General features: G+C 48.4%; 24 protein-coding genes. 9 read left to right on the top strand and 15 right to left on the bottom strand.

All coding sequences use genetic code 11. From position 1 onward, the window contains the following. Window positions 1-25: 25 nt before the first annotated feature. Complete coding sequence (locus tag ACO6V1_RS09025) at window positions 26-454, top strand: transposase (RefSeq protein ID WP_422466592.1); 429 nt, start codon at window positions 26-28, stop codon at window positions 452-454. Window positions 455-683: 229 nt separating this feature from the next. On the opposite strand, the gene ACO6V1_RS09020 is transcribed toward ACO6V1_RS09025, so the two are convergent. The 15 genes from ACO6V1_RS09020 to ACO6V1_RS08950 form a co-directional block, all read right to left on the bottom strand. Continuing rightward, window positions 684-4,166 carry an SNF2-related protein gene (locus ACO6V1_RS09020; protein WP_422466590.1) on the bottom strand — a complete coding sequence of 1,161 codons (3,483 nt, stop codon included), beginning with the start codon at window positions 4,164-4,166 and terminating at the stop codon, window positions 684-686. Window positions 4,167-4,168: 2 nt separating this feature from the next. Further along, the gene (locus ACO6V1_RS09015; RefSeq protein ID WP_422447099.1) at window positions 4,169-5,617 is read right to left on the bottom strand and encodes an EH signature domain-containing protein; all 1,449 of its coding nucleotides are present in this window, start codon (window positions 5,615-5,617) and stop codon (window positions 4,169-4,171) included. Then, complete coding sequence (locus tag ACO6V1_RS09010; protein ID WP_422447101.1) at window positions 5,614-6,366, bottom strand: OmpA/MotB family protein; 753 nt, start codon at window positions 6,364-6,366, stop codon at window positions 5,614-5,616. The genes ACO6V1_RS09015 and ACO6V1_RS09010 overlap by 4 nt, the downstream gene beginning before the upstream one ends. 1 nt (window position 6,367) lies before the next feature. Further along, window positions 6,368-7,288 (bottom strand): hypothetical protein, encoded by a 921-nt coding sequence (locus ACO6V1_RS09005; protein ID WP_422466588.1) that lies wholly within the window; start codon window positions 7,286-7,288, stop codon window positions 6,368-6,370. A gap of 18 nt (window positions 7,289-7,306) precedes the next feature. Beyond that, complete coding sequence (gene zorA / locus ACO6V1_RS09000) at window positions 7,307-8,458, bottom strand: anti-phage ZorAB system protein ZorA (protein ID WP_422466586.1); 1,152 nt, start codon at window positions 8,456-8,458, stop codon at window positions 7,307-7,309. A 481-nt stretch (window positions 8,459-8,939) separates the two neighbouring features. Further along, entirely contained in the window at window positions 8,940-9,362 is a 423-nt protein-coding gene (locus tag ACO6V1_RS08995; RefSeq protein WP_422447105.1) for a type II toxin-antitoxin system VapC family toxin, read from the bottom strand. Continuing rightward, entirely contained in the window at window positions 9,362-9,589 is a 228-nt protein-coding gene (locus tag ACO6V1_RS08990) for an AbrB/MazE/SpoVT family DNA-binding domain-containing protein (protein ID WP_422447107.1), read from the bottom strand. Before ACO6V1_RS08990 ends, ACO6V1_RS08995 begins: the two co-directional genes overlap by 1 nt. A gap of 449 nt (window positions 9,590-10,038) precedes the next feature. Further along, on the bottom strand, window positions 10,039-10,992 hold the full coding sequence (locus ACO6V1_RS08985; RefSeq protein WP_422447109.1) for a DUF1186 domain-containing protein: 954 nt from the start codon (window positions 10,990-10,992) through the stop codon (window positions 10,039-10,041). A 163-nt stretch (window positions 10,993-11,155) separates the two neighbouring features. Continuing rightward, complete coding sequence (locus ACO6V1_RS08980) at window positions 11,156-13,291, bottom strand: flagellar biosynthesis protein FlhA (RefSeq protein WP_422447111.1); 2,136 nt, start codon at window positions 13,289-13,291, stop codon at window positions 11,156-11,158. Next, window positions 13,291-14,460, bottom strand: coding sequence for an EscU/YscU/HrcU family type III secretion system export apparatus switch protein (locus ACO6V1_RS08975; protein ID WP_422447113.1), 1,170 nt, complete (start codon window positions 14,458-14,460; stop codon window positions 13,291-13,293). Before ACO6V1_RS08975 ends, ACO6V1_RS08980 begins: the two co-directional genes overlap by 1 nt. 3 nt (window positions 14,461-14,463) lie before the next feature. Further along, the gene (gene fliR / locus ACO6V1_RS08970; RefSeq protein ID WP_422447115.1) at window positions 14,464-15,225 is read right to left on the bottom strand and encodes a flagellar biosynthetic protein FliR; all 762 of its coding nucleotides are present in this window, start codon (window positions 15,223-15,225) and stop codon (window positions 14,464-14,466) included. Between the two features lie 5 nt (window positions 15,226-15,230). Continuing rightward, window positions 15,231-15,497 (bottom strand): flagellar biosynthetic protein FliQ, encoded by a 267-nt coding sequence (locus ACO6V1_RS08965; protein WP_422447117.1) that lies wholly within the window; start codon window positions 15,495-15,497, stop codon window positions 15,231-15,233. 153 nt (window positions 15,498-15,650) lie between these two features. Next, window positions 15,651-16,481, bottom strand: coding sequence for a flagellar type III secretion system pore protein FliP (fliP, locus tag ACO6V1_RS08960; RefSeq protein ID WP_422447119.1), 831 nt, complete (start codon window positions 16,479-16,481; stop codon window positions 15,651-15,653). Next, window positions 16,453-17,067 carry a FliM/FliN family flagellar motor switch protein gene (locus ACO6V1_RS08955; RefSeq protein WP_422466584.1) on the bottom strand — a complete coding sequence of 205 codons (615 nt, stop codon included), beginning with the start codon at window positions 17,065-17,067 and terminating at the stop codon, window positions 16,453-16,455. Before ACO6V1_RS08955 ends, fliP begins: the two co-directional genes overlap by 29 nt. After that, entirely contained in the window at window positions 17,064-18,179 is a 1,116-nt protein-coding gene (locus ACO6V1_RS08950) for a FliM/FliN family flagellar motor switch protein (RefSeq protein WP_422466582.1), read from the bottom strand. Before ACO6V1_RS08950 ends, ACO6V1_RS08955 begins: the two co-directional genes overlap by 4 nt. Window positions 18,180-18,272: 93 nt before the next feature. On the opposite strand from ACO6V1_RS08950, the gene ACO6V1_RS08945 reads away from it, so the two are divergent. The 8 genes from ACO6V1_RS08945 to ACO6V1_RS08910 all read left to right on the top strand — a co-directional run bounded on the left by ACO6V1_RS08945 (window position 18,273) and on the right by ACO6V1_RS08910 (window position 25,974). Beyond that, the gene (locus ACO6V1_RS08945; protein WP_422447125.1) at window positions 18,273-19,358 is read left to right on the top strand and encodes an OmpA family protein; all 1,086 of its coding nucleotides are present in this window, start codon (window positions 18,273-18,275) and stop codon (window positions 19,356-19,358) included. Between the two features lie 147 nt (window positions 19,359-19,505). After that, complete coding sequence (gene fliE, locus ACO6V1_RS08940; RefSeq protein ID WP_422447127.1) at window positions 19,506-19,820, top strand: flagellar hook-basal body complex protein FliE; 315 nt, start codon at window positions 19,506-19,508, stop codon at window positions 19,818-19,820. Window positions 19,821-20,107: 287 nt separating this feature from the next. Next, the gene (gene fliF / locus ACO6V1_RS08935; protein WP_422466580.1) at window positions 20,108-21,763 is read left to right on the top strand and encodes a flagellar basal-body MS-ring/collar protein FliF; all 1,656 of its coding nucleotides are present in this window, start codon (window positions 20,108-20,110) and stop codon (window positions 21,761-21,763) included. Further along, window positions 21,756-22,796 (top strand): flagellar motor switch protein FliG, encoded by a 1,041-nt coding sequence (locus ACO6V1_RS08930; RefSeq protein ID WP_422447131.1) that lies wholly within the window; start codon window positions 21,756-21,758, stop codon window positions 22,794-22,796. The genes fliF and ACO6V1_RS08930 overlap by 8 nt, the downstream gene beginning before the upstream one ends. A 4-nt stretch (window positions 22,797-22,800) precedes the next feature. After that, window positions 22,801-23,643, top strand: a complete 843-nt coding sequence (locus ACO6V1_RS08925; RefSeq protein WP_422466578.1) for a FliH/SctL family protein — start codon at window positions 22,801-22,803, stop codon at window positions 23,641-23,643. After that, entirely contained in the window at window positions 23,636-25,069 is a 1,434-nt protein-coding gene (locus ACO6V1_RS08920) for a FliI/YscN family ATPase (RefSeq protein ID WP_422447135.1), read from the top strand. Before ACO6V1_RS08925 ends, ACO6V1_RS08920 begins: the two co-directional genes overlap by 8 nt. Beyond that, window positions 25,044-25,394 carry a hypothetical protein gene (locus ACO6V1_RS08915; RefSeq protein WP_422463446.1) on the top strand — a complete coding sequence of 117 codons (351 nt, stop codon included), beginning with the start codon at window positions 25,044-25,046 and terminating at the stop codon, window positions 25,392-25,394. Before ACO6V1_RS08920 ends, ACO6V1_RS08915 begins: the two co-directional genes overlap by 26 nt. A 271-nt stretch (window positions 25,395-25,665) precedes the next feature. Beyond that, window positions 25,666-25,974, top strand: coding sequence for a hypothetical protein (locus ACO6V1_RS08910; protein WP_422447139.1), 309 nt, complete (start codon window positions 25,666-25,668; stop codon window positions 25,972-25,974). The last annotated feature ends 487 nt before the right edge of the window (window positions 25,975-26,461 follow it).

Below are 26,461 nucleotides of genomic sequence, written 5' to 3'. Positions count from 1 at the left end.
GGGCGTTTTTTAAAATCAGGCCGACATGGATGTTGTAACCGGGAAAATCATTCCCCTGATCAGAGATACAAGGGCCGAAATAGACTTCTCCGATTTGCTGAACACTCATATGTGTGAAGCCGCAGTGATGACAGCAGCAAGGGTTGAGAAGACGTCTGAAGAAGAACTGGGCACCAAACGTAAGTCAGGGATATTGCAGAATCTAAAGACCCGTGCCATGTACCTGACCGATCCAACCCACAAGATTATGTTCCACTACACACCGAAGCATGCGTCTTGGCTGAATCAGATTGAAATCTGGTTTTCCATCCTGGTCAGAAGGTTTTTGAAGAGGAACAGCTTCACTACCAAAGAGGACCTGAAGGTACGGCTCTACGGTTTCATTGAGTTCTTCAATGAGAGGATGGCCAAGCCATTTAAGTGGGCTTTCAAAGACCGTCCTCTGCAGGTGTGAAGATGTATGGGTATTAAGGCTTGGATGCACTAGCGAAAGGAGGGCGATAAAAAGGCGTTGTGCAGCTTCCATATCACCTTTAAAGGTATGGAAGTTAAAAGTACCCAGAAACCGGATATGGAGGTGATCGGCCGAATCCGGGTTATAGATTATTTGGAAATTGCGCTACGGCACACTCAAGAGTCAAGCCCCCCTGTTTTTCCGGTTGTCCACATTAAGTGCTAATTGACTAATCAATATTCAGTCGTTTCTTTTTCAGGAGTGTCAGTATCTGCTCAAATGAAATATGATGCAATTCAAGTAAAGATTCGATCTGGTCATAGCTCATCACCTCTACACCATATTCTTTGGCAATCTTCCGAGTTTTGGCAGATAACTGCTTTGCATTAGTCAAAAACAACAGATGTGAAATTGATTTGCCTACACCGTTTTCATACTTGAGCTTGGCCGTGTAAACCTCAGTAACAGCCCTGTAGCCATCATAACTGGCATTTTTGGTGTGTTTGCATTGCAATAAATAACCGCATGAATCTGCAAGGATGACAGCATCGGCACCATAATCAGCCCCGGTTTTAGTCAACCAGCAACTGCTTGCATTCAGGCTTTTTGCCATCAGCAGGCCACAAAGTGCTTCAAACTGTTCCCAGGATATTTTCAGCAGGTCGTCAGGTGTAATGCGGTGGCCTGGCGTAAATACGTTGGAACCAAACCCCGGCGGAGTCGGTATAACCTGTTCGGTGGTAACAACAGCATCTTTTAAGGACGTTTTCTTGCTCAACAGCTTGTGCAGGTTAGCGTCAAACGATTCAAACTCCGGGTGATGTAAAATAGGCACGTAAATATTCACGTCTTTTTGTTGGCCAATCCGGTAAACACGATCGGTAGCCTGAGCTTCTTTGGCCGGGTTCCAGTGCCGCTCAAAATGGATCACATTGTTGGCACCCACTACAGTCAAGCCAACACCGGCGGCTACTGGAGACATAATAATGATGTTGAAGCCATTGACTGCCTCAAAATCAGTAATCATGCTTTTACGGGTTGGCACTAAAGCCCGCTTAGCCACAGCCTTAGCGTCGCCATTAATAACCGATAACGGTCCCAACCCAAACCATGAGCCCAAAGCCAGACTTAAAAACGCCTGAAGCCGTTTATTAACGGAAAAAATGATGCATTTCTCTTTACGCTGTTTAATTTGCTCTAGCGTTTCAATCAGGCTTTTCATTTTGGCGGATTCACCAAAAAGGTTCAGCAGCTCTTTTTTATGATTAGGAACATCAAGCCGTCCCTGGTCAGCTAACCGTGGATGGAGTGATACATCACGAAGCCGCTGTAAGCAGGCCAGGACCTGATTGCCTTCTGCTTCAACCTGCAACCCAAGAGTTGCGTTATAACTATCCAGCTGGAGACCGGTCATTTCAGTTTTCAGTAAATCCATGAAAGACCAGTCGTCACCTTCAATACCCACAAAAATAGTTTTTTGGGGTAAGCCTTCCAACTCGTCTTCTTTCACTCGCCTTAACATGAAAGAGCCGACTTTCAACCTGAGGTCACGGCCAACCCTTGCTCTGACTTCTTCAATTTCATCACCTGCTGCTCGCAGAATAGGGGTAACATACTCTGCTCTGAATGATTGATAACTGCCCAAATGACCAGGGCAAGCTGTATCCATCAAACACCAGAAATCAGCCAGACTGTTTTCTACAGGCGTACCCGTGGCGATCAGCTTGAAATCAGCTTTAAGACCTTTAGCTGCACGGGTCTGCAGGGCATTGGGGTTTTTTATATTTTGTGCTTCATCAAAAACTACCATGCCCCAGTCAATTTGACACAAGGAAAACTGATAGTCCCGCAGTGTCTGGTAGGTGGTAATCACCAGTCTTTCTGGCATGTCCAGACGATCATGACCAAAGTTCTTGCCTATATTCAGGGAGTATTTAATATCTGCCTGACCATCATCGAAAATAGTCTTTTCTGAACTAAGGTTTTGGTTCCTGATTTCAACTCCGCCTGAGCGATAAGTATTCAAATCCCCAGCAGATTGAAGAATCACAATTGACTTGAACGGTGAGCCAGTGAATGTTTTATCGACTTCATCTTTCCAGTTTTCCAATACACTCAAAGGGGCAACAATCAGTGCTGGTTTTTTTGTCGAGCTGTCAGGAGTATTTTTATATATCTGGTCAATAGCTGAAAGAGCCATAAACGTCTTGCCCAGGCCCATATCATCCGCGAGCAGGCCACCATCACTATTCTTGTTCAACCCTGCAATCCATTGCACACCAATCAATTGGTGGGGGAAAGGTTGTCTGGCGTAGTTTGACCAATCGAGTTTTTCAGCAGGATAGAGAATATCACTGATAGCTTTATTTACTGATGGTGAGGACGCTTGTAAGTCTTCATCGTTAAGCTCAATATCCACAACCGCAGGAACATCGTATTCCAGTTCATTATCAGAGTTTTCACTCTGATCAGTGGGCTCATCATCCAATGCTTCATCCGAATCCTCTTTATCTGCCCCCTCCTGAATACGCTTCTCAATCTTGTCTAAGGCTTGTGCAACAGCTTCTGTTGAGGATATATCGTAGGATTTTCCCTGAAAGTTTATTTCCTGAGCCCCTGTTTTCCGGGCATTTTCAATATCGCCTTTCAGTTTATTGAGTGTATCCTGATCCTCAACCTGTTCGGCTAATTTACTGGCAGGCAACACTTCTGAACCAGAAGAAGATCGCCCAAACCAGTCAATACCAGCACCGTCCGTTTCTCCAAAATAAGCATGTTTAAACGCTGTTGCGCCTTTAACCCGGAGAGAAAAACCAAGGTCGAGATCAACCAGGCTGGCATCGATAAACGCCGTAGGATTTTTAATAAAATCTTGAACTTTGTTCTTGGGAACTGTGCGGTTATTCAGTATTTCATGAACGGCTTTTAGCTTCTGCTCGTCAAACAGAATGATTTCGTCATCTACTCGCAGTGCGGTGGCTTTGTCAGAGTGTAGCTGTCCCAAGACCCTGTCAATTCTTTCCGGACTGGCACTTTGCCCCATGAAGGGCGTTAAAATCAGATTACCGTTAGTATCCAGCTCTGCTTTTATTGAGATGGAGTCCGGTGCCTTGATTTCTTTTTTGTCATTATCAAAATGGCCAAGATTAATTTTGGCTCCAATGCTTTGACCTTTCTGTAAGGCCAGCAGTAGTTTCAGATTGTCATACTCTGATTTTTCCGATGCTTCGTGAGCATCATAAGCACCGAAAATTAACTGCTGAGCAGGGGTGAGAATATACTGTTGTTTTTCGGTAAAACGGAGTAACGGCCCGACAATTTTGAAAGATTGCGTTAGTTGACCATTAGCTGTTTCTACTTTCAGGCTGACCCCGAAGTTTGAGCCACTGGTCACTCCTTTTATATCGGCCTGGATATGCCCCTGCCATTGCTCGGGCAACCCCAGAAGCTCACGATGCTCTTCATCCAGCTGAACGGCGATTTCGGTAGGAACAATAAATCCGTTTGGTATTTTTTCAGCATCACCCTGCTCAACCAGCATAGTCAGGGCAATATGCTGATGGGTAATCCAGACATCAGCGTTCCCTGTAGGGATTTTTTCCGAATTCACTGTTGTTGTAGAAAAATTTAAACCTTCAAAATCAGCTTCAAAGCGATAGTTTTCTGCGGAGCCGGAAAGTCCCCGTAATCTATTCAGCCATCCTTTGATCATTGTCACATCACTCCGAATCGACGCTTGAAGCTTTGATAATCCTGTGGCGATAAAACATCCTGTGGACTAACATGGATGCCAATACGTCTGAGGGTTTCTATCGCTTGCCGCTGCCAATGGAAATTGCTGGGATTATGCGTAATATTGGCTTCTGCACGGCAACCCAGTCTCTCCATATGTCTATTTAACCCACTCGTCAGATTGTCGTAACTTACAGACGTCCTTGCATGATCAAAAACCAGTGCAGTCTCATGTAAGTCGCGGTAGATCCACAAATAGCAACTATGACTGCCTTCCACCATATGAGCTTGCCCGTTAGCCAGCTGAACATAGATCAGCGATTTATCACCGTTACTCACCCGGGAATAAGCAGGCAAATGCTCCTTCTTGTAGTTCATTTTCAGATATTGCTCGGCACCGCGTGAAAGATAAAGCCGGGTATGCCCAACCAGCTCTTTATCGTCCAAACCCTCAAGAAATTTTTTCCGGGATGGGAACATCCTGCGTAACTCTTCTTTACCTGGCAGGTTTGAAAAGTCCTCAAGTGCTTCAAGAAACAAACGTAAGTCCAGTTTTGATAACCAACCCTGAACCACTCGATGAAGGCTGCTATCCAGCTGACTCCACCACTTCTGATATCGTGGATGAGTTTTGGGAACTCTGGGGTCTCCTGCTATTGCGATGACTACTTGAAGCCAGCTGTCATGGACATTGGTGTTTTGCGCGCGGGTTATCAGGGTTTCAAGAATCTTATGACCCAGAAGATAGCGACTGTCATAAGGTGCTTCATAGACAGATGGCTTCTGAACTTCCTGCAAAATTCTATGGGGTTCATTAACTGGGATGGTTTTTAGCTGCTCAACAAAGTAAATATTGTTGGCAACGGTCATAAATCGTCCGGAAACGTAGTTACCTAGCCCAATATGCTGCACTTGATTGTGAAATTCTCTCTGCTCTTTTATGGCTTGCTGAGCCACCCATTGAGGGCCATTTTCCCCTAAAAGATGATTATGGAAATCTTTTTTCAAATTACGTTTTGGCAGGGCATTAAGCAGCCAGCGGGCGACCATTTGATAATCGCCAAGCCGGTCATACATTTTCAAAAAGTGCTGGTAAAGACTCTCAATAAACAAGGTTGTTGGCGTGGGTCTCAGCTCGTCAATATTATCCAGCAATGGCTGTGTAATTCGGATATCTGGCCCGATTTTCGTACTAAAAGCCAGTGCCAAAGCTCTTACCTTGATTGGCTCATCCATCACAAGATAAAGATCACGACCTCCTCTCACACAGTTTAAGACATCGGCAAAAGCCTTCTCGAACTTGACATTACCAGTGCCCGCTCTGGTGGCAAGCTGGCTTAACTCAACCTGTAATTTTTTTATGGTTTCCAGCCGACCACCAAAAGGTTTATCGGGTAATGAAAATGGCAGTTGTCCAATATTAAGTCTCATCGGTCTGAAATTTTCTCCAGCTCGGAAATAGACGGACGTTTTATTGTAAAGCGCAGGTCGATACGACGATTGTGACTGCGTTGTTCACGAGTAGTCTCCACAGCCTGTACCCGTCGTGAGGCCGCATAACCGCTGACAGAAAATAGCTTCTGATTAAACGCATTAGTCATATCGTTGAAGCGAGGTTGCTGCTCCAGATGCTCTTCCCAGAATTCCCAGAGTGAAATAGCCCGGTATGATGACAGCCCCCAGTTACCTTTGATTCTTGGAGAGCGCAGGCTATCGGTATGACCTTCAATAAACACCGTGTCCAGGTACTCAAAGCGTTTAAAGTTATAATCCCTGTCATCAAAAGGCTTATCGATGGCGTTGTGCAATGCATTACCGATAGCGATAATATTTGCCTGTACGTCAGGATCTGTGGGTATGTCGTAGCTATTGGACGCAAAGGTCAACGTACTTTCCGGAATACGCAAGACTGTATCATTGTCGGTGATCTGAACAAGAATATTTTGTCTTTCCAGCTCATCTCTGATTTCGTAGAGTATTTCCCGCCGGGCTTTTTCTGCGTTTCTCAGCTCTTCAATATCTTGCTGGATGATTTTCTGGGTTTGGGTCAGCTCTATAATAAGAGCAATCGCCGCCAGAATAAAAACAACCAGTAAGGCTGACATTAAGTCGGAAAAGGAGAGCCAGTAAGGGTTCTCCTCGTCAATTTGAACCGGCTGTGTTCCAAATCGTCGTTTCATATCAGCGGCCAGTCTTACCCTGAATTTCGTCTACTACGCTGGAGAGCGATTTAGCCAGACTGTTCATCTGGGTTGTATATTGAGTTGTTCCTTCAGCCCAGACGTTCAAATGACGTTCTGTCTGGCTGTTTGCTCGTTCAGCGTAATCATTAAGAAGCCGGGTCATATGATCAGCTAACTCCTTAACATTTTTATTTAGCCCACTCAGGTAAGCATTTTGATGGCTGGTCATGTTGTCGAAGGTATTATCCGCTATCTCAACAATATCATTCATTTTCTCAATAACATCATGCAGCCGGGCGGTATCCTGACGTAACTGACCACGCAGTTGTTCCATCTTCTCACTGCTGAGCTGATTTTGCTGGGCAAGATCATTAGTACTTTCTACTGCGCTGGTAACAGCGCCCGAGAGCTGATTACCCGCCTCTCTGATATGGGAACCAAACAAATTCATGCTGCTGGCCGCAGAATTTAACTCGGTGGCTGTGGCTTTCATGCTTGATGAAGCTTCAGCACTGGCACGAACAGAGGTTTCAATACTGGTTTGGAGGGCTCTGCCTTGTTCAAGCAGCTGACTGGATGCGTTCATTTGAGTTTGAAGACCCCGTTCAACACGTTCCATCAGTTTTTCTGTGCCAGCTTTCATGGCAGTGGTCTGTTCAACAAAAATACGGTTGCTTTCTGTTTCCCGTTCGGCGGCACTCTGCTGGTGGGTTGCAAAGGTTTGACTGACTGCCCCCAGTTTGCTGTCCACAAATTCAGCCATGGCTTGATTTTGCTCTTTAGCGTTGGAGACAAGGGCGTCCACCTGAGTAGAGATTTTTTCAACCAGGGCCTGCTCCCGTTGTTGTGCTGCCTCTTCCCGCCGGTTGTATTCCGTGGTCATATTGCCAAGCTGCTCATTGACAAATCCGGTAAGCATCCGCTTTTGTTCATCACCCTATTCAACCAGCTGTGAGACTTGCCGGGAGATGGTATTAACCAGTTCTATTTCTCGTTCACCAGAGGCATTTTGTGACGCTTCCAGTCTACTGATAAAGTCGGACATGGACGTATTCAAACCATCCAGGGCAGCATTCACTTTTTCGGAAGTCTGGTTCATGGCTACACGCTGTTGAGTGCCTTGTTCACCAAACCTGTCCATGAATTTTTCAACCAGGCTTTCCAGTGCTTTCTGGTTGCCATCCGAGGTTTCATCGACCAGCTTATTGATAGCGGGTGCCATGATTTTTTCCAGGCTCTCTTCTAAGCCTGTTTGAATATTCGTGCTGACCTGAAGCAAGGATTCCTGCATTTTCTCGCCAATCTTTTCAGCCAGACCCTGTAAACTTTCCCGGGATTGTTTGCTGTCATCAGCAATCCGTTGCAGCTGGTTTTCGGCAGTGATATGGGGGAATAACTTATCGATACGGTTCTGAAGTTCGGAGACCTTGGAGCGGGCAATTCGCTCTATCCATTTTTCGATAAAATTAAAAAGTACACTTAGCGCCACACCCCAGACCGAGGTCATAAAGGCAAACTTGGCACCGTTAATAACTCCGGCAATGCCGCCCTTCATTTCTTCAATGGATACATCACCGGCGATATTGAGCTCCGATAAACCCAGCTGCAACCCCACAAAGGTACCGATAACGCCCAGGGCAGTGAGAAATCCGGGCACTGCCGCCAGCAACCGGCTTTCGGTGATACCGGCAGCCAGAGTAGAGTTGTTGAAAAAATAGGCGGCGTCATATGTGTTATAAAGATTAACCCTGCCCAAGTGTTGGTCTTCAATCAGGGTTTCATCAAATTCCAGCCAGAGATGACCAGCTTCATGCTTGGTTTCCTGTGCTTTTTCGATCAATTCCTGCCGGTTCCTGGCAATGGATTCTGATGTGTGTCCTTTTAACAGATCGTTAATCCACTCAATCCGCTGACGAGCTAAAAATACCTGTCGCAGGGAAATCAGCAAGAACAGAACGGTTAAACCCAGCAGTACCGCCACAAACCAGGCACTGAGTTCGGCTCCGGTATTGGGGAATCCGTTAAGAATAGTGTCGAACTCGGGCATTAACTGCCCGAGGTTTAAAGTGTTGTAAGTATCGGACGCCATACAATATTTCCTAAGATAGTTCCCGTCCCAAAACGCATCGGCCAAATCACATTGAATTTACCGTACCAGTAATAGCCATCCTGATAATCCATATTTTGGCTCGCTGTTTCTTCTTTCCTGAATTAACGTAAGAGAGAAAAGCCAAAAATGTCTGCAGTAAACATCATTCCGAAGCTCAGGTGACGCCTGATGTTCTACGAAATAGTCTCCGATTAGTAGAGGGCGTTACCACCAATGGCACGGATTCAGGTTGGAAGACTTGATATGCACCACTTGTTTTACAAGGTGCAAAGTACGCATATATCGAAACAGCCCATGTAGCCTTGCTACCAAGTACGGAGCAGGTTGCTTTAATTATGCCAAACTTATCTAGCCAGATAGCGACGTATATAAAAATTCTGCCATCCTAGCATGCAAAACCCACTCATTATACTGTCGTAAATCACAGTTGGGGCTGGACAATTACTGACACCAATTCACATTAATTATATTTAATGGCTTCGGGCATGATAACCTGAACGGTTGGAAAATAGCGGGTAAAGCGCCCTTTGTCGCGACTGATAAGGGGCCAGCTGCATACTGCGGCCTGGGCACCAATGTAGAAGTCCGGCAATACACCGGTTTTTGTACCACCCCGTTTCTTGTATTGCACAAAGGCTTTGGCGGCCAGAAACAAGGTCTCATGGTTCAGTGATTGTTCGCTGATACTCAGGCTGCTCAATAGCTGCAGAACAACAGCGGGAGATTCCATTCCTGCACAGAGTTCAGAAAAAACAATGGGGTTTATTACTGGGCTATGGGTCTTCGAAAGGTGACGGAACTGATCTTTAGACCAGTTATGCCAGCGACTTTCCCGATCCAGAATATCCAATATTACACAGGTGTCTATAAGCAGATTGGGCATCAGCGATCATCCCTCAGCAGTTTCATCAGCTCGTCAGCGCCCATGGACAAACTGAAATCGTCGGCGGCTTTTTCTACCGGGTCGGAATACTTAACGTCAACTTTCTGAACCACGATTTCACCACGGTCATTCTCCAGAAAGCTGACCCGGTCACCGGGCTTAAGACCAAGGCTTTTGCGGATATTGGCGGGTATGGTGACCTGCCCCTGCGTGGTCAGTTTCATCATGGTATTTGATCGCTCTGAAATAACTTAATAAGTATTAAATTAATAGTTAATAATATATCACTAAGCAAATTTTCACTTTCAGACATCAGCACTGGCACACCATTTCAATGAGCTTGATGCGAACAATCTTCGCTCAGGAAACCACTTCCATGACCAAGAGCCAGATGCTGATGCAGGCCGGTTTTTATACTGGCCCAGGCCAAAAGTCTGCCACAGTACGCTGTTCAGCTGATGGGCTAATGGCCGCCTGAGCTAACAATAAAAACGCCGGTTGCAGGAATGTACCGGCGTTTTTTTGCCCTGCGGGTTTGCTTCTGCTCTGCGCTCTATGCCCCGGTATACAATCTCCGTTCACCCTGAGCGCCCTTCGGCTCCGCTCAGGACGAACGGAGTTTGGGAGTCATTGATAGAGGAAACCTATCAATGACATTGAAACCGTCTACTGGTTATCAGTGCAAACAACACTTCTTGAATTTTTTGCCGCTGCCACAGGGGCAGGGATCATTTCTGCCAACACCGGCGGGTGATGAAGTAAACGTCGATGCTCGCTGAGACTGTTCACCCTGCTTTGGTGCTGTCTGATTGATCACCATATTCTCCAGGTTGGTTAACAGCTCGTTGCCCTCTCCGGAATAGCAGCTCAACTGCCTTAATGCCGCCACAGCATCGTCCAGATAGCAGTAGAACTCACCTTCCTGCTTCATCACTGACTTATTAATCACTTCCGGCGCAACACCGCAGCGTAATTTCAGTTCGTCCAGGGTGATGTAATAGGTATCCGCCCACTCTTTTTCGTAGAGGTCTTTCAGGGCCATCATAAAAGACTCGGGCTGGGTGTTGTAGCAGGCCTGGACCCAGGCATTCCACACCTGATTTTTTTCCTGCTCAAGACCGTACTCATACAGCTGATGCAGATAGGTCGTCAACACCTGAAGCTCCAGGTCTCCCTGTTGATAACGGACCACCAGGGCTCCCAGTGCGGCATCCCGGACATATTCATCAATGCTGGTGTTTTCAATAATGGACTGCAGTGGGCGAATATCGCCGGGACATACAGTGGCAAAAATCTGGCTCAGGCGATCACAAACCACTTCATCAAAGTCATCACCAATCGCCACATTCTGTTCAGAACTCATGGAGCTGAACAGATCAACAACAATGGGCCACGCCGCTGGCTCACGAAACTGCGTTAACAGATAAAGGGCATGAAGTGCCAGACGGCTTTTTGCCGATGAGCTGCTGCGCTGACCACGTATTTTCACCGCTTCCAGCGCCTGCAGAAGCATGGGAGTGATCTCCTGCCGATGCTCTGTGGCCTCTCTTAAGGCTGGCAGAGGCAACTCACTGGAAACCCGGGAGAGGCTTTGTTTCAGTCTGGAGAGATCCTCGGTAGAAAGGGGCATAACCAGTTAATCCAACGTATTCAATAAATTGGCCGCTAGGATAGACCTTCACGGTGTTAAGATACAGCCCTTGAAGGGTTTGCCCGGTTATTCCTGATGGCAGCTTCCCATAAGCCTTTTTTTGATGGACCCTCCGGATTTTTTTGATGCTCCCAACATCATCTCACCCCAGCTGTCCGATAATTTCCACCTGAAGATCATCAGGGATCTCCTGAAACGACAATATTGTTAATGAGCGGTATTGCGCGATGCGGCTGTATCGGGAAAGCAGAGGCCAGAGCTGGGGTGAAACCAGCAGTACGGGTTCTACCTGTTGGTTATGGGCCTGACTGACCAACTCCGGAATATTATTCTGCAATTGCATCGACAGGCCGGGCTCGATAACGAAAGACTCTTCTGAAAACTGTGGATCCCGTCTGGCCTGCTCTCTGGCCATCAACAACATTTTTTCCAGTTCGTGCGACAGGGTAAACACAACAAGCTGTTCCGGCAGAACCTGATGATTGATCAGTGGGTCGATAATCTGTCGTCGTAAGGTGATACGAACCAGACTCAGTAGGGTCAGAATATCCTGCTGTGGCCCTGAAGCAGCCAGTAATGTAGCGGCAACGCGTGGGCTGTCAGCAATCGAAATATTATCAGCCAGCAGTCGCTTGAGAACCTGCATCAATAGGCCCGGAGGCAGTTTATCCGGAACCAGTTCGTCGCATAGCTTCGGTGAGATTTGTCGGAGATGGGTCAGCCACCCCTGAGTCTCTTCGAACCCGAAGAGATCATCGATATGATTTTCGATCATTCTGCCGACATGGGTGGTAATCACGGTGGCACAGTCAACCACGGTATAGCCGGCCTGTAATGATGCCTCCCGTTCAGTCACTGGAATCCAGTAAGACGTCAACCCATAACAGGGGTCTTTGACCGGAGGATCATAAGGCAGAGGCCGGGCATTCTCCATGGCAATGGCCAGTAGTTGATCCAGGTGCAGTTTAAAATGGTCAACGGCAACATTATGCAGCTGAATAGAATAACTGTCCGGGTCCAGATTCAGGTTATCGCGTATATGAATCATTGGTACCAGAAAGCCGTATTTTTCCGACAATTCCCGTCTCAGGTGCCTGATCTGACTGGCCAATTCACCTTTGGTTACATGACTGGTTACATGATTCGCAGCGTTCTGACTCAGCAGTGATATCACACGATAGCCAATATTCAGGCCAATGGGGTCAACGATCGATATATCCTGCCATGTGAGTCGCTCCTTTGATGCCACGCCACTTTTATCACCTTTGCCAGCCAGTGCATTTTTCCGTTCAGTCGCTCTTTCCAGGGATATACGTCGATAGATAAACAACATCATCAGTAAGCCCGGTATAACAAAGGCCACATGAGGCATACCCGGTACCAGACCAATCACAACCAATACAGCAGCAGCGACCATCAACGCCCTGGGTTGTCCGATAATTTCCTGTTGAACCTGCTGGTTCATGTCCACAGCCCCGGATATACGGGTCACCATAATGGCGGCGGCGGTGGATAGCAGCAGTGAAGGGATCTGGGCCACCAGCCCGTCACCAATAGTCATCAGTCCATAAAGCTGCACGGCTTCGGTACCACTCATGTCATATTGCCAGACGCCAATGCTCACACCGCCCAGAATATTGATGAGCAAAATCATCAACCCGGCAATGGCATCACCACGGACAAATTTGCTGGCACCGTCCATAGCCCCGTAAAAATCAGCTTCACGGGTAATATCTTCCCGTTTCACCCTGGCTTCATTGTGGTCAATCACGCCGGAGTTCAGATCCGCATCAATGGCCATTTGCTTGCCTGGCATCGAATCAAGCACAAAACGGGCAGTCACTTCCGATATACGACTGCCACCTTTGGTAATAACCACAAAGTTGACGATCACCAGAATCAGGAAAACCAGTAAACCAACAAAATAATTACCGGCAATCACCACGCTGCCAAAAGCTTCAATCACCTTGCCTGCCGCATAGGGTCCATTATGACCATTGATCAGCACCACCCGTGTTGAGGCAATATTCAGGGCCAGCCGCAGCAGAGTGGCAACCAGCAACAGTGTCGGGAACAGGGAAAAATCCAGGGGGCGGTTTATGTAAATGGTAAGAATCAGCAGAATCAACGACAGGGTAATATTAAAACTGAACAGGAAGTCCAGCAGAAATGGGGGAATGGGCAACATTAGCATGGCCAGAACCACCAGCAATAGCAGCGGTGTCGCCAATAGGGAAGCCTTTGAAGGAGTCGGCAGGAACAAGCCGGTACTGCTCATTATGGATTTCCTGTGCTGGATGAATGCTGATATTTTTCAGGTATCTGTATATTGGGTGAGCTGGGACAGAAGGTACTTTGGTGAGTGCGATAACGATCAAGTTGATAAAGGTAGACCATGATTTTTGCCACCGCCTGATACAAATCCGGGGCAATTTCCTGGTCAATGTCAGTATGATAATACAGGGCCCGGGTCAGCATGGGCTGAATCAGTACCGGCTTGCCCGCCGAGCGCCCGATACTGATAATCAGTTCTGCCATATGATCAACCCCCCGGGCCACCAGCACTGGAGCCCGATAACTGTCCGGCTGGTATTTCAATACCACCGCAAAATGGCCCGGATTGGTCAGCACAAGATCTGCACCGGGGATAGCATCCAGCATTTTTTTGCGCGTCACTGCGGCCAGTTTTTGCCGTGTCTGTCGAATCCTCTGCCGGGTTTGTGGTGAGCCATCTTCGTTCTTCAGATTGTCTTTGACTTGTTGTCGTGTAAGAAGCTGTTGTTTCTGAAGGCGGTGTTTTTGCCACACAACATCACCAGCGGCAATGACCATAAGTACACCCGATAATGCCAGTCCGGTGGACAATAACAGCGTTAGTGCCCGGGTTGCGGCCATCGGCACAGGGTAGTTACGCAGTGCCATGATTTCTGGCAATCGGTAGCGGATAATCAAAAAAAGCGCCACGGCTAATAACAGGGTTTTTAATGATGCCCGCACCACCTCAGCCAGCCCCTGAACAGAACAGATCCGCTTCAACCCTGCCACCGGATTTATCCGCCGGGCTTTTGCTGCCACGATGGTCACACTGAAGATAAAGGGGCCGGAAATCAGGGCACCAGCGGTGACACTGACTACAACCACCAGGGACATGGTGATCATGACCGACGGAAATACGGAAAATGCCGTCTGCAAACTGTCCATGATTGATGCGTGGGCTCCGGAGGCATCACTCAATGGTGCGTCAACCTGTGCCAGCATGGCTATAACGGTATCGATCTGATCAAAATAACGGGAATGGCCAAGCAGTAAAAAAATGGCCAGGGTCTGCATGGCAATCATCAGATCTCTTGACCGGGAGACCTGCCCCTCTTGCAGGGCTTTCTTTTTCTGCCGCTCACTGGGTTGCTCCGTGGGTTCACTGCCCTGTTCTTGCTGTTCGGAATTCATCACTTAACCAGAAAGGAGAAACCCAAGAGTCTTCAATGCATAGTGGATGTGCTGTTCGACCACATAAGGCACCTGCAGTATATTAAGGCTCAACAGTACGATTCCGACCAGAACAATCATGGGGAAACCGAGGGTTAACAGATTCATCTGTGGTGCTGATCGTGTCATGAAACCAAAGGTGAGATTGACAATCAGCAGACAGACAATAGCGGGAAGAGCAATAAGCAGCCCGGCTCCGAACATCCAGCCAGCCATGGTGATCAGGGCTGGTACTCGGTCGATAATCATCAGAAAATGCCCGATGGGTAATGCATGAAAGCTGTTAATAACCACCATAAAGAACAGCAGGTGGCCATTGATCAGAACAAAAAGAAGCTGAGCCATAACCTGATAGATACGGGCAACCACGGTAACACTGATGCCATTGGCAGGGTCGCTCAGCTCTGCAAATCCCAGCGCCATCTGCAGGCCGGTTAAATGCCCTGCGAGGGTAAACACGCTGAAATAGATCAGTAATACCGCGCCAAATAACAGTCCGGTAATAAACTCAGAACAGGCCGCAAGGACAAGGCTCAGTGACAGATCGGTAGTCATTGCAGATGACAGTTGCAACATGACGGCCACAGACAGTGCTAAAGCCAGCAGTAAGCGTGCTGAGAGAGGTAACCACTCCCGGGTCAGCGGACAGGTCATGACAAATCCGGAAATACGACAGAACACCAGCAAATAAAGCACAATCTGATGTGACAGCTCAGAAAGTGCCATAATGCTCACTGGCTATTCACAATGGCAACAAAAAAGTCATTAAAGATGGCACTTAATTCCTGAACCAGCCAATGCATTGACAGTGACAGCGTTAACAATGTGATAAGTAACCGGGGCAGAAAGCTCAGGGTTTGTTCGGTTACCTGGGTTGCCGCCTGGATAATGCTGATCAGCAGGCCCACCAGAAGACCGGGAGCAATCAGCACCAGAGCCATCCAGGAAACACTCCGCAACGCACTGGCAAACATGTAGACCGCATCATCAGGTGACATTTATGTATCCCGCGTCGTAAAAAACATGTTGTAAGGAACTGCCCTGAAATAACTTCCACATTTCTACTCTACAGACGCTACCCGCTACCCGAAAAGCCGTAACCGCTTGTGCTCTTGCGGGAAGCGGGCGGCGAGCTTTTCCCAAACAGCCTCTCAGGTAGAAAAGCTCCTGATAGTACCAGCCATAATAAGACCCCAGCCATCCACCAGAACGAACAGCAACAGTTTAAAGGGCAGAGAGATCAACATCGGCGAGAGCATAATCATGCCCAGTGCCATAAGAATACTGGCAACCAGCAGGTCAATAACCAGAAATGGCAACAGGATCATCAGCCCCATCTGCAGGCTGGTTTTAATTTCACTGCTTAAAAAAGCCGGCATCAGTACAGAAAACGGAATATTCTCTGGTACCACATCCGGTTTACCGCCGCTGTCGTCGACAGGAGAAATTTCACCGGCTAATACTAAAAATTGCTCCATATCGACCTTTCGGGTTTGCTTCAGCATAAACTGATGCAGCGGCAGTCCCGCGACTTCTATCGCTTCCCGAAATGGCATTCGCTCTGCCAGGTAGGGTTCCACTGCCTGTTCCCGGATCTCGTTAAATACCGGTTTCATAATGAATGCCGTCAGGATCAGTGCTGCGGCAATCAGAATCCGGGTAGGTGGTGTTTGCTGCAGCCCAAGAGCCTGACGAAGTATGGCCAGAACAATCAATACCCGGGTAAAGCTGGTGGTTACCATCAGCAGCCCGGGGAGAAAAGCCAGTGCCGTCAATATTAAAAAAATCTGCAGGTTAACCGTGTAATCCTGCTGGTTATCACCGGAGGTGACGGATAACAACGGCAACTGAAGCGATGCCTCGGATACTGCGGGTAAAATCAGCAGCGTGACGGGTATCCAGAGAAGGCGGACATAAACAGGAATACCTGAAACACCGGACAAAAGATCAATATCAGAGGATTTCCAGAATGCGCAGGCCATAATACTCCCCTGTCCGAACGACTTCGCCACGGGCAAATAATACCCCGTTAATCAAGACATCCAGAGGGTCATATTCCCGACGGTTCAGACTGACGACAGACCCTTGTTGCAGGCTGAGAATATCGGCAATGGTCATACGTTTGCTGCCGACATTCAGGGTCATAGTGACTTCTACAGACTCGACAAGCCCCAGGTTGGACGAAGTAAGCCTGGCCAGAGGCTGTTCATCAGGTTGTTCATGGGAATCGGGCTCTGCATTGTCTGCTGTCACTGGTTCCGCACGACCATCTTCTAACGACTCTGACGTCTTATGGTCTGCTTCATTATGATCATACTCTTCAGGAACGCCTGCTGATTTGTCGGCCTCAACCTCATTCACAGGCTGTTCATCAGAGCCACTCAACCCGGGTTGATCAGAAGATTCATACGGCAAGACTTCTCTTGTAGTGTACGATGATTCTGGATTAGTAACCGCTGAGGGCTTTTCATCAGCTGAGGGCTTTTCATCAGCTGAGGGCTCTTCATCAGCTAAGGGCTCTTCATCAGCTAAGGGCTTTTCATCAACTGATGATCTTAAGTCGTTCACTGACTGTTCTCTCCTCTTAAACACTCATTGATTCGCACGGTAAGGTGACCTCTATGCTGCCCTGTAGTTCCTCGAAACAGGAGAGAGTTCTCCACGCTTATATGTGACTTTCCTGGATGGGGTATCGATAGAACATCACCAACTTTCAGATCACATAATTTGCTCATCGGCAAAAACAGTGGCTCAAGATCAACAGTAATATCAACTTCGATTTTGCCAAGAAACCGCACGATACGATCCCGGCATGACGGCTTTGAACACGTTTCCCTGTCAGCCATTGAACCCTGCTCTACCATGGCACTGGTAAAAGCATTGACCGGGGTATAGAAGCAAACAGGGACTAACCATGGCGAGTCAGCGTAAGCCGGGTCATGAAACTCAAGATCAAACTGATTCAGCAGACAGTCATCCGTGAATAACACGGGGGTTATCCGTGATCCCCCCATCCATTGAGCGCCCATCCGTTCAGCCAAAGAAGAAAAGCCAGTATCTGATACTGAGCAATAAGCCGCACAAAGCGCCATCCAGACCTCTGCCAGCGCACTGGCCACCTGATCCAGAAGTTGTTTGCCAATTCTTGTGAACTCTCTGGTAAAAGCCGGGGGAGAACCGTCAGCTAAAGAGCCGTCAGATGAAGAGCCGTCAGGTGCATAATCCTCAGCCCCGGAAGCCAGCGAAGACAGGCTGCCACCAAAGCAGAGGACCGTCAGAAAGTCCGGCAGCTGCGGATCTAACAGTAAGAATGCAAAGCTGGATTCACGGCAAATTGCCTTGGAAAAATGCTGATCACCAAACGGCAGCTGAAAACGGTAGAGTGTTTGTCTGGGCAACTGCTGTAATTGTTTAATCGTCGTATAAACATCACCATTGAAGTGACAGCGGGCACCAATCATCGGGCTGTCTATAATTTCCTCCAAAGCCTTCAGCATCTGCTCAGGACATGACTGTGAAAGCGTCTCCAGCTTCTTTGTCATGTGCAATACCGAAGGGGACATCTGATGCAGATAACTTCGCTGCAAAAGCCCCGAATCACTGCTGCTATTCGCCACACTGCTATTCGCCAAATTGTGCTCCACACCACGACCCGGGGAACTAAACTCTGTAGAAGGCATTCGATACTTTCCCGTCAGCAGCCTCCTGAAAAAGTAGTTCATACTGTTTTTTTTTCCATCCTGCCGGACAGAACCCTGTGATATGAATGTGCTATGAAACAGATTAGTTTTTTACTGTCATTACTGCTTACTAACCCTGTTTTCCTGATAACCCGGGCATTATTGTTGATGCTGCTTCATTCGCCAGTCTCTGCCAGCCTCTATTCTGCCAGCCTCTATGATGTAGTGATGGATGATGTTGACTGGCAACTACATGAAAAAAAACACTTTAAATGTCGTTTATATCAGAAGGTGCCGTTATTTGGCGGCGTTGCCATTATCGCTGAAGCGGGACACCAGCAGGCTATTGAGCTGGAAACCTCGCTGTTCCCAACACGGCCGGAGTCAGTAGAGGTCTGGATCAGGCCCCAGCCATGGGGGCGCAATCATTCCTCGAAATATTCCTCTAAAGACTCTTTCGAAAGCGCATCAGACGAAAGCACACCAGGCAGATACGGCCAAAAACTCCAGATTACTGATTATTATTTGTCCGATAATGTTCCGGTGAAAGGTCTTGAACTGAAACTGCAACTGCCTGTCAGGCAGTTGCTTGACCTGCTTGACAGTCGCAGTTATCTCTCGGTTTATATGGTTAAAAAATCGTCGGAAAACAGCAGTAATGCCATTGAAGTCAGAATTCCCACGGTGGGTATGTTGCCAGCGATGGAAAAAATGTCAGACTGCATAACCAGCCTGCTGCCCAGAAACTTCCAGCAGTTGCATCAATACAATCTTCATTATGCCCTCGGAGAGTTTTTATTAAATAAATATCAACGACAGTGGTTATTGGATACTGCACGCTATGTAGCGGTGGATAAAAGCATCAGCGAAATTACCATTGACGGCAATAGTGATAATACGCCCTTCACGGGCAGCGATGAGACCATTGACCGATTACAAAATCTGGAGCTGTCAAAAAAACGTGCTGATGCTGTGCGCAACCAGTTGGATCAATACCTGAAGGACGCCAGGATTGCCCGGCCTGTCAAGGTCATTACCCGTTACCATGGCGAACGCTACCCTGTCGCCAACAATGCGACCGCTGCCGGACGATATAAAAACAGACGGGTTGAGGTTACCCTTGTGAGAGATACCATCACTGGCCCGATGGAAGAATCTGAAGATTCTCTGCCTCATTAATCATGGCAAGTACCAGTAAACAATCTATCTTTAAGAGGGTTCAAAACTGAACCGGTTATCAGAACATTTTTTAAACATTGCTTTTAAACATCGTGTTGAGTGTATTGAAGTAATAAGCGACGGCTCAAGTATGCGAGTAAATTATCAATGCCCAATCCAGTAATATTGTCTTTGGACAGTGCGTTTCAGGCAGGTTCTCTGTCGGAGTTCATGCCAATCCCCATCAATGCCAGCGCTCAGCAACCTGATTCTTTTCATCGGGTCTTTGCCACCCTGTTGAACCATACCAACAATACCCAGCTGCAAGCAGAGCAGCACATGACTGAACTGGAAGCGGGGCAGGATAATCTGATTGAGACGGTGATGTCGATTCAAAAAGCGAGCCAGACCATGAGTATGCTGATACAGGTCAGAAATCGTATCGTTGAAGGATATCATGAAACCTTTAATCAGCAGATTTAATCAAGCAGTCGTCTATTAAGGATTTGTCCCGGAATAGCTTCATCATTTTACTCAGTCTGGGAAAGGTCGCCGCCCGCTGCCCGCAAAAGCGCAAGCGGTTACGGCTTTTCGGGCAGCGGGTGGCAGGCAGCGGGGAGCGTCCGTACAGGAACTATTCCTGAGTAGCCAAAGATATTCGATCCCCCATGGCCAACTACTTATTACATATACCCTGAGATTGTCGTGAAAATCCAGGCCCGGGGCTGATTAGAATCTCTGGTGGGCAAAGAAAAGAGTGGGCAAAAACGGTGGATAAAAACACCTCCCTGCAATCGTCAGATGGTATCAGTGCGGCGTTTAAAAAATACTGGCACCAGCTGTATGGCTGGTTTGCTGCAATATTGAAAGAAACGCCCACAGGCTCTGGAACCAACCAGAGACTGCTGATACTGCTGGTGGCCAGTGCCTTGCTGATAGCGGTGCTGATTAATACCGCCCTCTGGTGGCATGACCATGGCTTCCGCCCTTTGTATGGTTATGGCGAACACTACAATATGTCAGCCATCATCGACATTCTGGATAAACAGGGAATTGGCTACCGAATCAACCCGGACGACGGGCAGCTACTGGTTCGCGCTAACCAGCTTTCAGAGGCACGTATGACCATGGCCACCGGGGGAATTATCGCTACCGGCTCACAGCCATGGATGCCGGAGCCATCGGGGCTGGGCAGCAGTCACTTTGTTGAGCAAATGCAGTTTCTGGGTGCGTTGGAAACATCGTTATCCGAAACCATCAGTGGTATCAATTCGGTTCGCTATGCCCGCGTCCACTTATCTGTCCCTGAACAGAGTGTCTTTTTCCGGAGCCGCCCGGCAGCCAAAGCGTCGGTGTATCTGGAACTCTACAGTGGCATGCGGCTTCAGCCGGATCAGGTTGAAGGTATTATGCGTCTGGTGAGCGGCAGTATTGCCACGCTTAGTGAACAGGAGGTTACGGTCGTTGATCAATACGGCAATCTGCTCAGCCAGGCTATTGCCAATTCACTGATCACCGGCACTGATGGCACCGGTCATGCCTATCTTACGGCCAGAACCCGTATTGAAAGCCATCTGGAGCTGCAGTTATCGAAAATTCTCGATGCGGTGGTCGGCCCGGGTTACTACCGGGTCGATGTCGCCGTTGATCTGACATACGACAAAATAGAACAAAATTCCGAGCAGTTTGAACCAAACATTGTTTTACGAAGCGAATCGATGGAGTCCGGTACACCGTTTTTGCTGAACAAACCAGCCCCTGTCGGCCAGGCACCTGCAGTTCCTGCACCCGGGACAAAAGCACCTGAACCCGGTCAGGAAGAAGTCGGTAAACAGAAAGTGATTCGTAATTATGAGGTCAGCCGCCAGATCAGCAACGAAACCCGATACCCCGGTCAACTCAAGCGATTAACCATTGCCGTGGTCATTGACGACGGCAGGTTAAAACCCGAAACAATGGTACAGGACAGTGAAGCAAGATTGACGACACTGATCAAACAAGCGGCAGGATTTGATGCCTCCAGGGGAGATGCCGTCAGCCTCGCCATTCTCCCTTTTGCCAGTACTCCGTCGCCCCTGACCACTAGCGACCAGAAGAGCTTCCATCGCTGGCTTGACCTCGGTATCAAAGTGATTCAATTGATAGTATTGGTGGCACTCCTTCTGTTAATTGTATTGGGTTGTCGAAGGCTTTTACGGGAAGTCTTATTGTCGTCACCCGGGCCGACAGGCAGTAACAGTACCACCGTCTCCACCATGGCGGATCAGTTCAGGTCAACAGTGGCCGATGGTGACATCCCCACTGATCGGACTCCGGTCACTCTGGAGGAGCAGGTCGCCCGATACCAGGAGCTGGCCCAGAATGAGCCGGAAAAAGTCGCTGCCGTACTGAAAGAGTGGATCAACAGGAATCACGCCAATGGCTGAGCCGCAAACAGGGCAACCTGTCAGCTCCGCACAGAGCCTGCCCGGTAGCAATTGCTCCGGGGAGGAGGCTGCTGTCTTTCTGTTATTGCTCGGTGAGCAGGCGGCCGCCAACGTGATAAAACACTTAACACCGGGCGAAATAAGAGTCATCAGCCAATATTCTGAAAAAATACGGGTAAAGAATCGTGACCAGCTGATGATGATGTTGAATCAGTTCGAGCAGTCTTACGCCAATGTCAGTTTATTGCTGGGTGATTATCAGATCCAGATGCGGCAGGTCCTGCAAAAAGCACTGGGTAAAGAACAGGCTCGCTGTCTGGTAAACCCGCCTGGCAGCCACCGGGAACCACTGACCGGGCTGCAGTTAATGAAGCCGGAACTTCTGGCGACCATGATCAGGGATGAACCGGAGCAGTTTCAGGCGGCAGTGCTCGCCTGCCTGCAATCGGATCAGGCCTCGGATGTCATTAACCTGCTTCCCCGGGAACGGGTGCAGGGTATTTTGGAAAGGATTGCCCATCTTGGCAGCTTGTCCCAGACATCTCTGCGGGCCATTGTAACCTTTCTGCAGTCTTTCCTTAATGAACAGGCGATTGACCACTTTCTGCCCGTTAACGGTGAGCAGCAAGTCGCTAACATTCTGAATCTTTTTGACAGTGAATCAAGGGACCAGGTTCTTCTCAACCTGAAGCAATCTGACAGTGCCATGGCGGTGCGAATAGAAGAGCAAATGCTGGTATTTGCCCAAATCATCGATCTTTCAACAGATAATGTTGCCAGACTCATTACCAGTGTTGATCCATTGGATTTAACCATGGCGCTTAAAGGAGAAACGGATGATTTTCGTCAACATATTTACCAGTCCATGGGCAAAAGAGCTGCCAACTACCTGCGGGAAGAAATAGAGGCATTAGGTGCCGTTCCACAGAGTAAAGTCAAAGAGGCAAGGCAGAAAGTGGTGCAGGTAATGGACGATCTGTTGAAAAGCGGAGAGATTGAAATGCCCCGTGGTAATGAAGTAATGCTGGAGTAACCCGATGATCAAGACCACAGCATTAAGGCAAAGCGCTGAAATGCACTTTGCTGACCGGAATAAGACCCGTACCCATTCCCATAATAGTGGGACTCCATCGGACGGCGGATTGCCCTGGGATGAGTTCTCAGAACCTGAGCAGCCCTGCATCCATCGCTATCAGTTTCCACCGTCCTGTTATCAACAGGACCAAGGCACTGGCCACGGGACTCCTGCTCAAAAACCAACCAGTAATTTCCAAATGCTGCGTGAGATCGTTCGAAGAAACCGGAAACGGCAACTTGACCATCGTCGCAGAGCAGAAGACGCCGGGTATGCTGAAGGCCAGCAACATGGTTTACAGGACGGCTACCAGGATGGCTATCAGAATGGCTTTGAAGCCGGACACCTGGCCGGACTGCATGAATCACAACAACAGCAGAAAGAACGCGCGGAACAATGGCTGGCTCTGATGAATAGCCTCTGGAATGAGTTGTACAACCTGCATCAATCGACCCTGCTGCATTTAGGCCAGCCGCTGAGCGAACTGATCAGCACAGTGGTCAGGCAGGTAGTAAACCATGAACTTGCGACCTCGCGGGAGTCATTACAGCAACTGGTTACCGACTCTCTGACCATGCTTCCGGATATTAAAGGGGGGCATCTGGTGATCAATCCGGTGGATCGTCTTCTGATAGACAACATTGTCAAACAGTTACCCGAAGGCTGGTCCATTCAGGAGGATGACCGTCTGACAGCAGGCGGATGTCGTCTTATTACCGATTATGGCGAAGTTGATGCGACGGTGGAAAGTCGTGTTATGGCCTGCATTGATACGGTGCATGAACAGTTATTAATGAATGGTTGATGCCAGCGTGCCCCTCTCGACACTTCCTTCCCCTCCAGTTGAAAGAACCGACAATACCAGAACCGATCTCTGGGACCGGCTAATCCGACAATTGATGTCGGCCGGAGAACAGGTCACCCTGTTGACACCTCAGCGGTTGTCAGGACAGCTGATCAAGGCATCCGGACTGATTATGGAGGTGGCGGGCTGCAGGATGCAAACCGGTCAGCGGTGCCTGGTTCAGGGCAGTGATGGTCTTACTGTAGAAGCCGAGGTTGTTGGCTTTGACAGAAATACGCTGCTGCTGATGCCGATTGACTACCATGACGGATTATCCCCCGGCGCAAGAGTCACATCGATGGGGGATAATTCATCTATTGTGGTGGGCGACGCCTTGCTGGGGCGGGTTATTGACGGTGTCGGCCGACCACTGGACAGCAAGGCAAAGCCCACAGGCAGCGCTAATATCCGCCTTCATAGTCCTCCTATTAACCCACTGCAACGATGCCCGGTTGCCACACCATTAGACGTCGGTGTACGTTCTATTAATGGATTACTGACCATTGGCAGAGGACAACGTATTGGTCTGTTTGCCGGGAGCGGCTCTGGCAAAAGTACACTGCTGGGCATGATTGCCAGAAATACCAGCGCCGATATTGTGGTACTGGCCATGATTGGCGAAAGGGGACGAGAGGTTGGCGATTTTATCCGCCAGAATATCAATGACCACTGTCTTCAGCGCTCCGTTGTTGTTGCCGCCCCTGCCGACCATTCACCGGTAATGCGGCTGCGAGCCGCGCTGGTGGCACACCGTATTGCCGAGTACTATCGGGATACCGGACATCATACCCTGTTATTAATGGACTCCCTGACCCGCTATGCCCAGGCCCGCCGGGAGGTTGCCCTGGCTACCGGTGAACCACCCGCAGCCAGGGGATACCCACCCTCAGTCTTTAACAGGATTGCCCGGTTGGTTGAGAGGGCTGGCAATGGCTATCAATCAAGTGGTTCATTAACGGCCTTTTACACCGTTCTGACGGAAGGGGAACAAGATACGGACCCCATTGGTGAATCCGCCAGGGCCATCCTGGACGGTCACCTGGTACTCAGCCATGCTCTGGCAATCTCCGGACACTATCCAGCCATTGACGTGGTGACCTCCATCAGCCGGACGATGCCGCAATCCGTATCCGAAGAGCACCTCAAGATGTCGTTGACCTTCCGACGACTGTTAGAAAAAGCCCGTGAAGGGAGTGAATTAAAATTACTGGGGGTCTATCAACCGGGTAATGACGCTGATATGGATATGGCCATGGCTGCAGAGCCGGGTATGCTTGGCTATTTGCAGCAAAATATCAAAGAGCGAGAGACGTTAGAAGACAGTGTTCAGCAGTTAAAGGCGTTAATTTCCGGACTTCGTCATGGCCATCAGCAAAAAAATGATTAACCGCTTACTCCATCTTGAAGAGCTACAACATCAACAGCGACTGAGTGCTATCCGTCGTCAGCTTGAAGTACTGGAAAAACATAATCGATTAATCGAAACACTGGATACCGCAGGCAGTGCGACAGTGGCCCAAAATACTCAAACCGGGTCATACTATACGGGCATACAAGTCATCAATCGGGCAATGTTTCATTGGCAATTGCTGAATAGCTGGCAGCTTTGCATTGAGGCACGTTCACGACAGATCGACTCCACCAGGGCTCTATCGACAGAGATAAAGGCGAAAATGCAGCGACTTGAACGATTACGCCAGCGGTACAGATAATGCCCAGGTCAGCTTTTTTCCAACAGACAGGAAACCTCCAGAGCGAGTCTGAGTCGGGAGTTATCCTGAAATAGACAGTGATCTTTTAGCGAACCCAATACGATTGTCGTGGCTTTAAAATCTTTGGGTTTCCTTTTTTATTATTGGTATTACAACTTATTTCGTTTGAATTTTCATCCTATAAAATGACGAGGGATTTTTACTGGTTCTGGAACAATTCAAGAATAACGAAGGTTTCGACCGTCTTATCAAACTTATTAAGGAGCTTTAAATGAAAAAGCTTATTATCGCTGCACTGCTTGTATCATCCACGGCTATGGCGGATGCACCTCGCCTTGAGAAGGCTCTCTACACCCGCGTTCGTTCGTGCGTGGAGATTGCCAGACTGGAGGATAACCCCCTCCTGGCGGCTATCTTCAAGTCCAAGGCGGATGATTACTACCATAACTTCGCCGGTGATAAGGCTGCCTTGAACTGGGCCGTTGTATCCAACAAATTTGGCTTCCGTAAGAAGCCTAAGGAAATGTCCCGCGAACAACGGAAAGATGCTATCAAGACTTGTAACGATATCATCTGGTAGTAAGTAGTTAACCAAATGAAATCATATATTTCTGACTAAGTTGTCAGTCACTCTGCGGCGTTGCAACTACGGTCACATAGCTACGGCTATGCTCCCTACGTTGCGCCTTGCATAGCAACTGCCCACTTAGCCAGAAATATACGATTCCATTTGGCCAACTACTTATAAAAGAGGTCTTCGGCCCTCTTCTTATTATTCCCTGAACCGCGAGTTCACAACTAAGAAATCAGCCTGAAAAGCCAATAAAGAGGATAACTGTAAGGGACGGTTCCGGGGTAAGCGCCCATTTAACCTGCGTATGTTGCCATTTTAACCGTAAAATGCTTGTGTCAGGGCAACTGGTTTATCCTTGTAGGAGGCTATGTTTTCCTTAAGGGGCGATGAGTCTAAACTGTCGTAAAGCCCTGAAATGGGAGATTCTGTGATGCAGTCCCAACAGTTTCAAGACCTTCTTAATGCATATCACAGCCCTTGTAGGAACTCTTCT

The sequence above is a fragment of the Endozoicomonas sp. ALC013 genome (assembly GCF_049310205.1).
GTDB lineage: Bacteria > Pseudomonadota > Gammaproteobacteria > Pseudomonadales > Endozoicomonadaceae > Endozoicomonas.
The sequence above is the reverse complement of the archived record's forward strand: the minus strand, read 5'-3'. Positions and strand labels throughout refer to the sequence as shown.

Bases quoted from the DNA above. Each gene is read 5' to 3' on its own strand.
- ACO6V1_RS09005 (WP_422466588.1), bottom strand. From the start codon at position 7,288: ATGCTTACCGGATTTGTCAATGAGCAGCTTGGCAATATGACCACGGAA.
- ACO6V1_RS08945 (WP_422447125.1), top strand. From the start codon at position 18,273: ATGAAACAGATTAGTTTTTTACTGTCATTACTGCTTACTAACCCTGTT.
- fliP (WP_422447119.1), bottom strand. From the start codon at position 16,481: ATGGCCTGCGCATTCTGGAAATCCTCTGATATTGATCTTTTGTCCGGT.
- ACO6V1_RS08965 (WP_422447117.1), bottom strand. From the start codon at position 15,497: ATGTCACCTGATGATGCGGTCTACATGTTTGCCAGTGCGTTGCGGAGT.
- ACO6V1_RS09025 (WP_422466592.1), top strand. From the start codon at position 26: ATGGATGTTGTAACCGGGAAAATCATTCCCCTGATCAGAGATACAAGG.
- ACO6V1_RS08980 (WP_422447111.1), bottom strand. From the start codon at position 13,291: ATGAGCAGTACCGGCTTGTTCCTGCCGACTCCTTCAAAGGCTTCCCTA.
- fliE (WP_422447127.1), top strand. From the start codon at position 19,506: ATGCCCAATCCAGTAATATTGTCTTTGGACAGTGCGTTTCAGGCAGGT.
- ACO6V1_RS09010 (WP_422447101.1), bottom strand. From the start codon at position 6,366: ATGAAACGACGATTTGGAACACAGCCGGTTCAAATTGACGAGGAGAAC.
- ACO6V1_RS08910 (WP_422447139.1), top strand. From the start codon at position 25,666: ATGAAAAAGCTTATTATCGCTGCACTGCTTGTATCATCCACGGCTATG.
- fliR (WP_422447115.1), bottom strand. From the start codon at position 15,225: ATGGCACTTTCTGAGCTGTCACATCAGATTGTGCTTTATTTGCTGGTG.
- ACO6V1_RS08920 (WP_422447135.1), top strand. From the start codon at position 23,636: ATGGTTGATGCCAGCGTGCCCCTCTCGACACTTCCTTCCCCTCCAGTT.
- ACO6V1_RS08995 (WP_422447105.1), bottom strand. From the start codon at position 9,362: ATGCCCAATCTGCTTATAGACACCTGTGTAATATTGGATATTCTGGAT.
- zorA (WP_422466586.1), bottom strand. From the start codon at position 8,458: ATGGCGTCCGATACTTACAACACTTTAAACCTCGGGCAGTTAATGCCC.
- ACO6V1_RS08950 (WP_422466582.1), bottom strand. From the start codon at position 18,179: ATGCCTTCTACAGAGTTTAGTTCCCCGGGTCGTGGTGTGGAGCACAAT.
- ACO6V1_RS08925 (WP_422466578.1), top strand. From the start codon at position 22,801: ATGATCAAGACCACAGCATTAAGGCAAAGCGCTGAAATGCACTTTGCT.
- ACO6V1_RS09020 (WP_422466590.1), bottom strand. From the start codon at position 4,166: ATGATCAAAGGATGGCTGAATAGATTACGGGGACTTTCCGGCTCCGCA.
- ACO6V1_RS09015 (WP_422447099.1), bottom strand. From the start codon at position 5,617: ATGAGACTTAATATTGGACAACTGCCATTTTCATTACCCGATAAACCT.
- ACO6V1_RS08990 (WP_422447107.1), bottom strand. From the start codon at position 9,589: ATGATGAAACTGACCACGCAGGGGCAGGTCACCATACCCGCCAATATC.
- ACO6V1_RS08985 (WP_422447109.1), bottom strand. From the start codon at position 10,992: ATGCCCCTTTCTACCGAGGATCTCTCCAGACTGAAACAAAGCCTCTCC.
- ACO6V1_RS08915 (WP_422463446.1), top strand. From the start codon at position 25,044: ATGGCCATCAGCAAAAAAATGATTAACCGCTTACTCCATCTTGAAGAG.
- ACO6V1_RS08975 (WP_422447113.1), bottom strand. From the start codon at position 14,460: ATGAATTCCGAACAGCAAGAACAGGGCAGTGAACCCACGGAGCAACCC.
- ACO6V1_RS08930 (WP_422447131.1), top strand. From the start codon at position 21,756: ATGGCTGAGCCGCAAACAGGGCAACCTGTCAGCTCCGCACAGAGCCTG.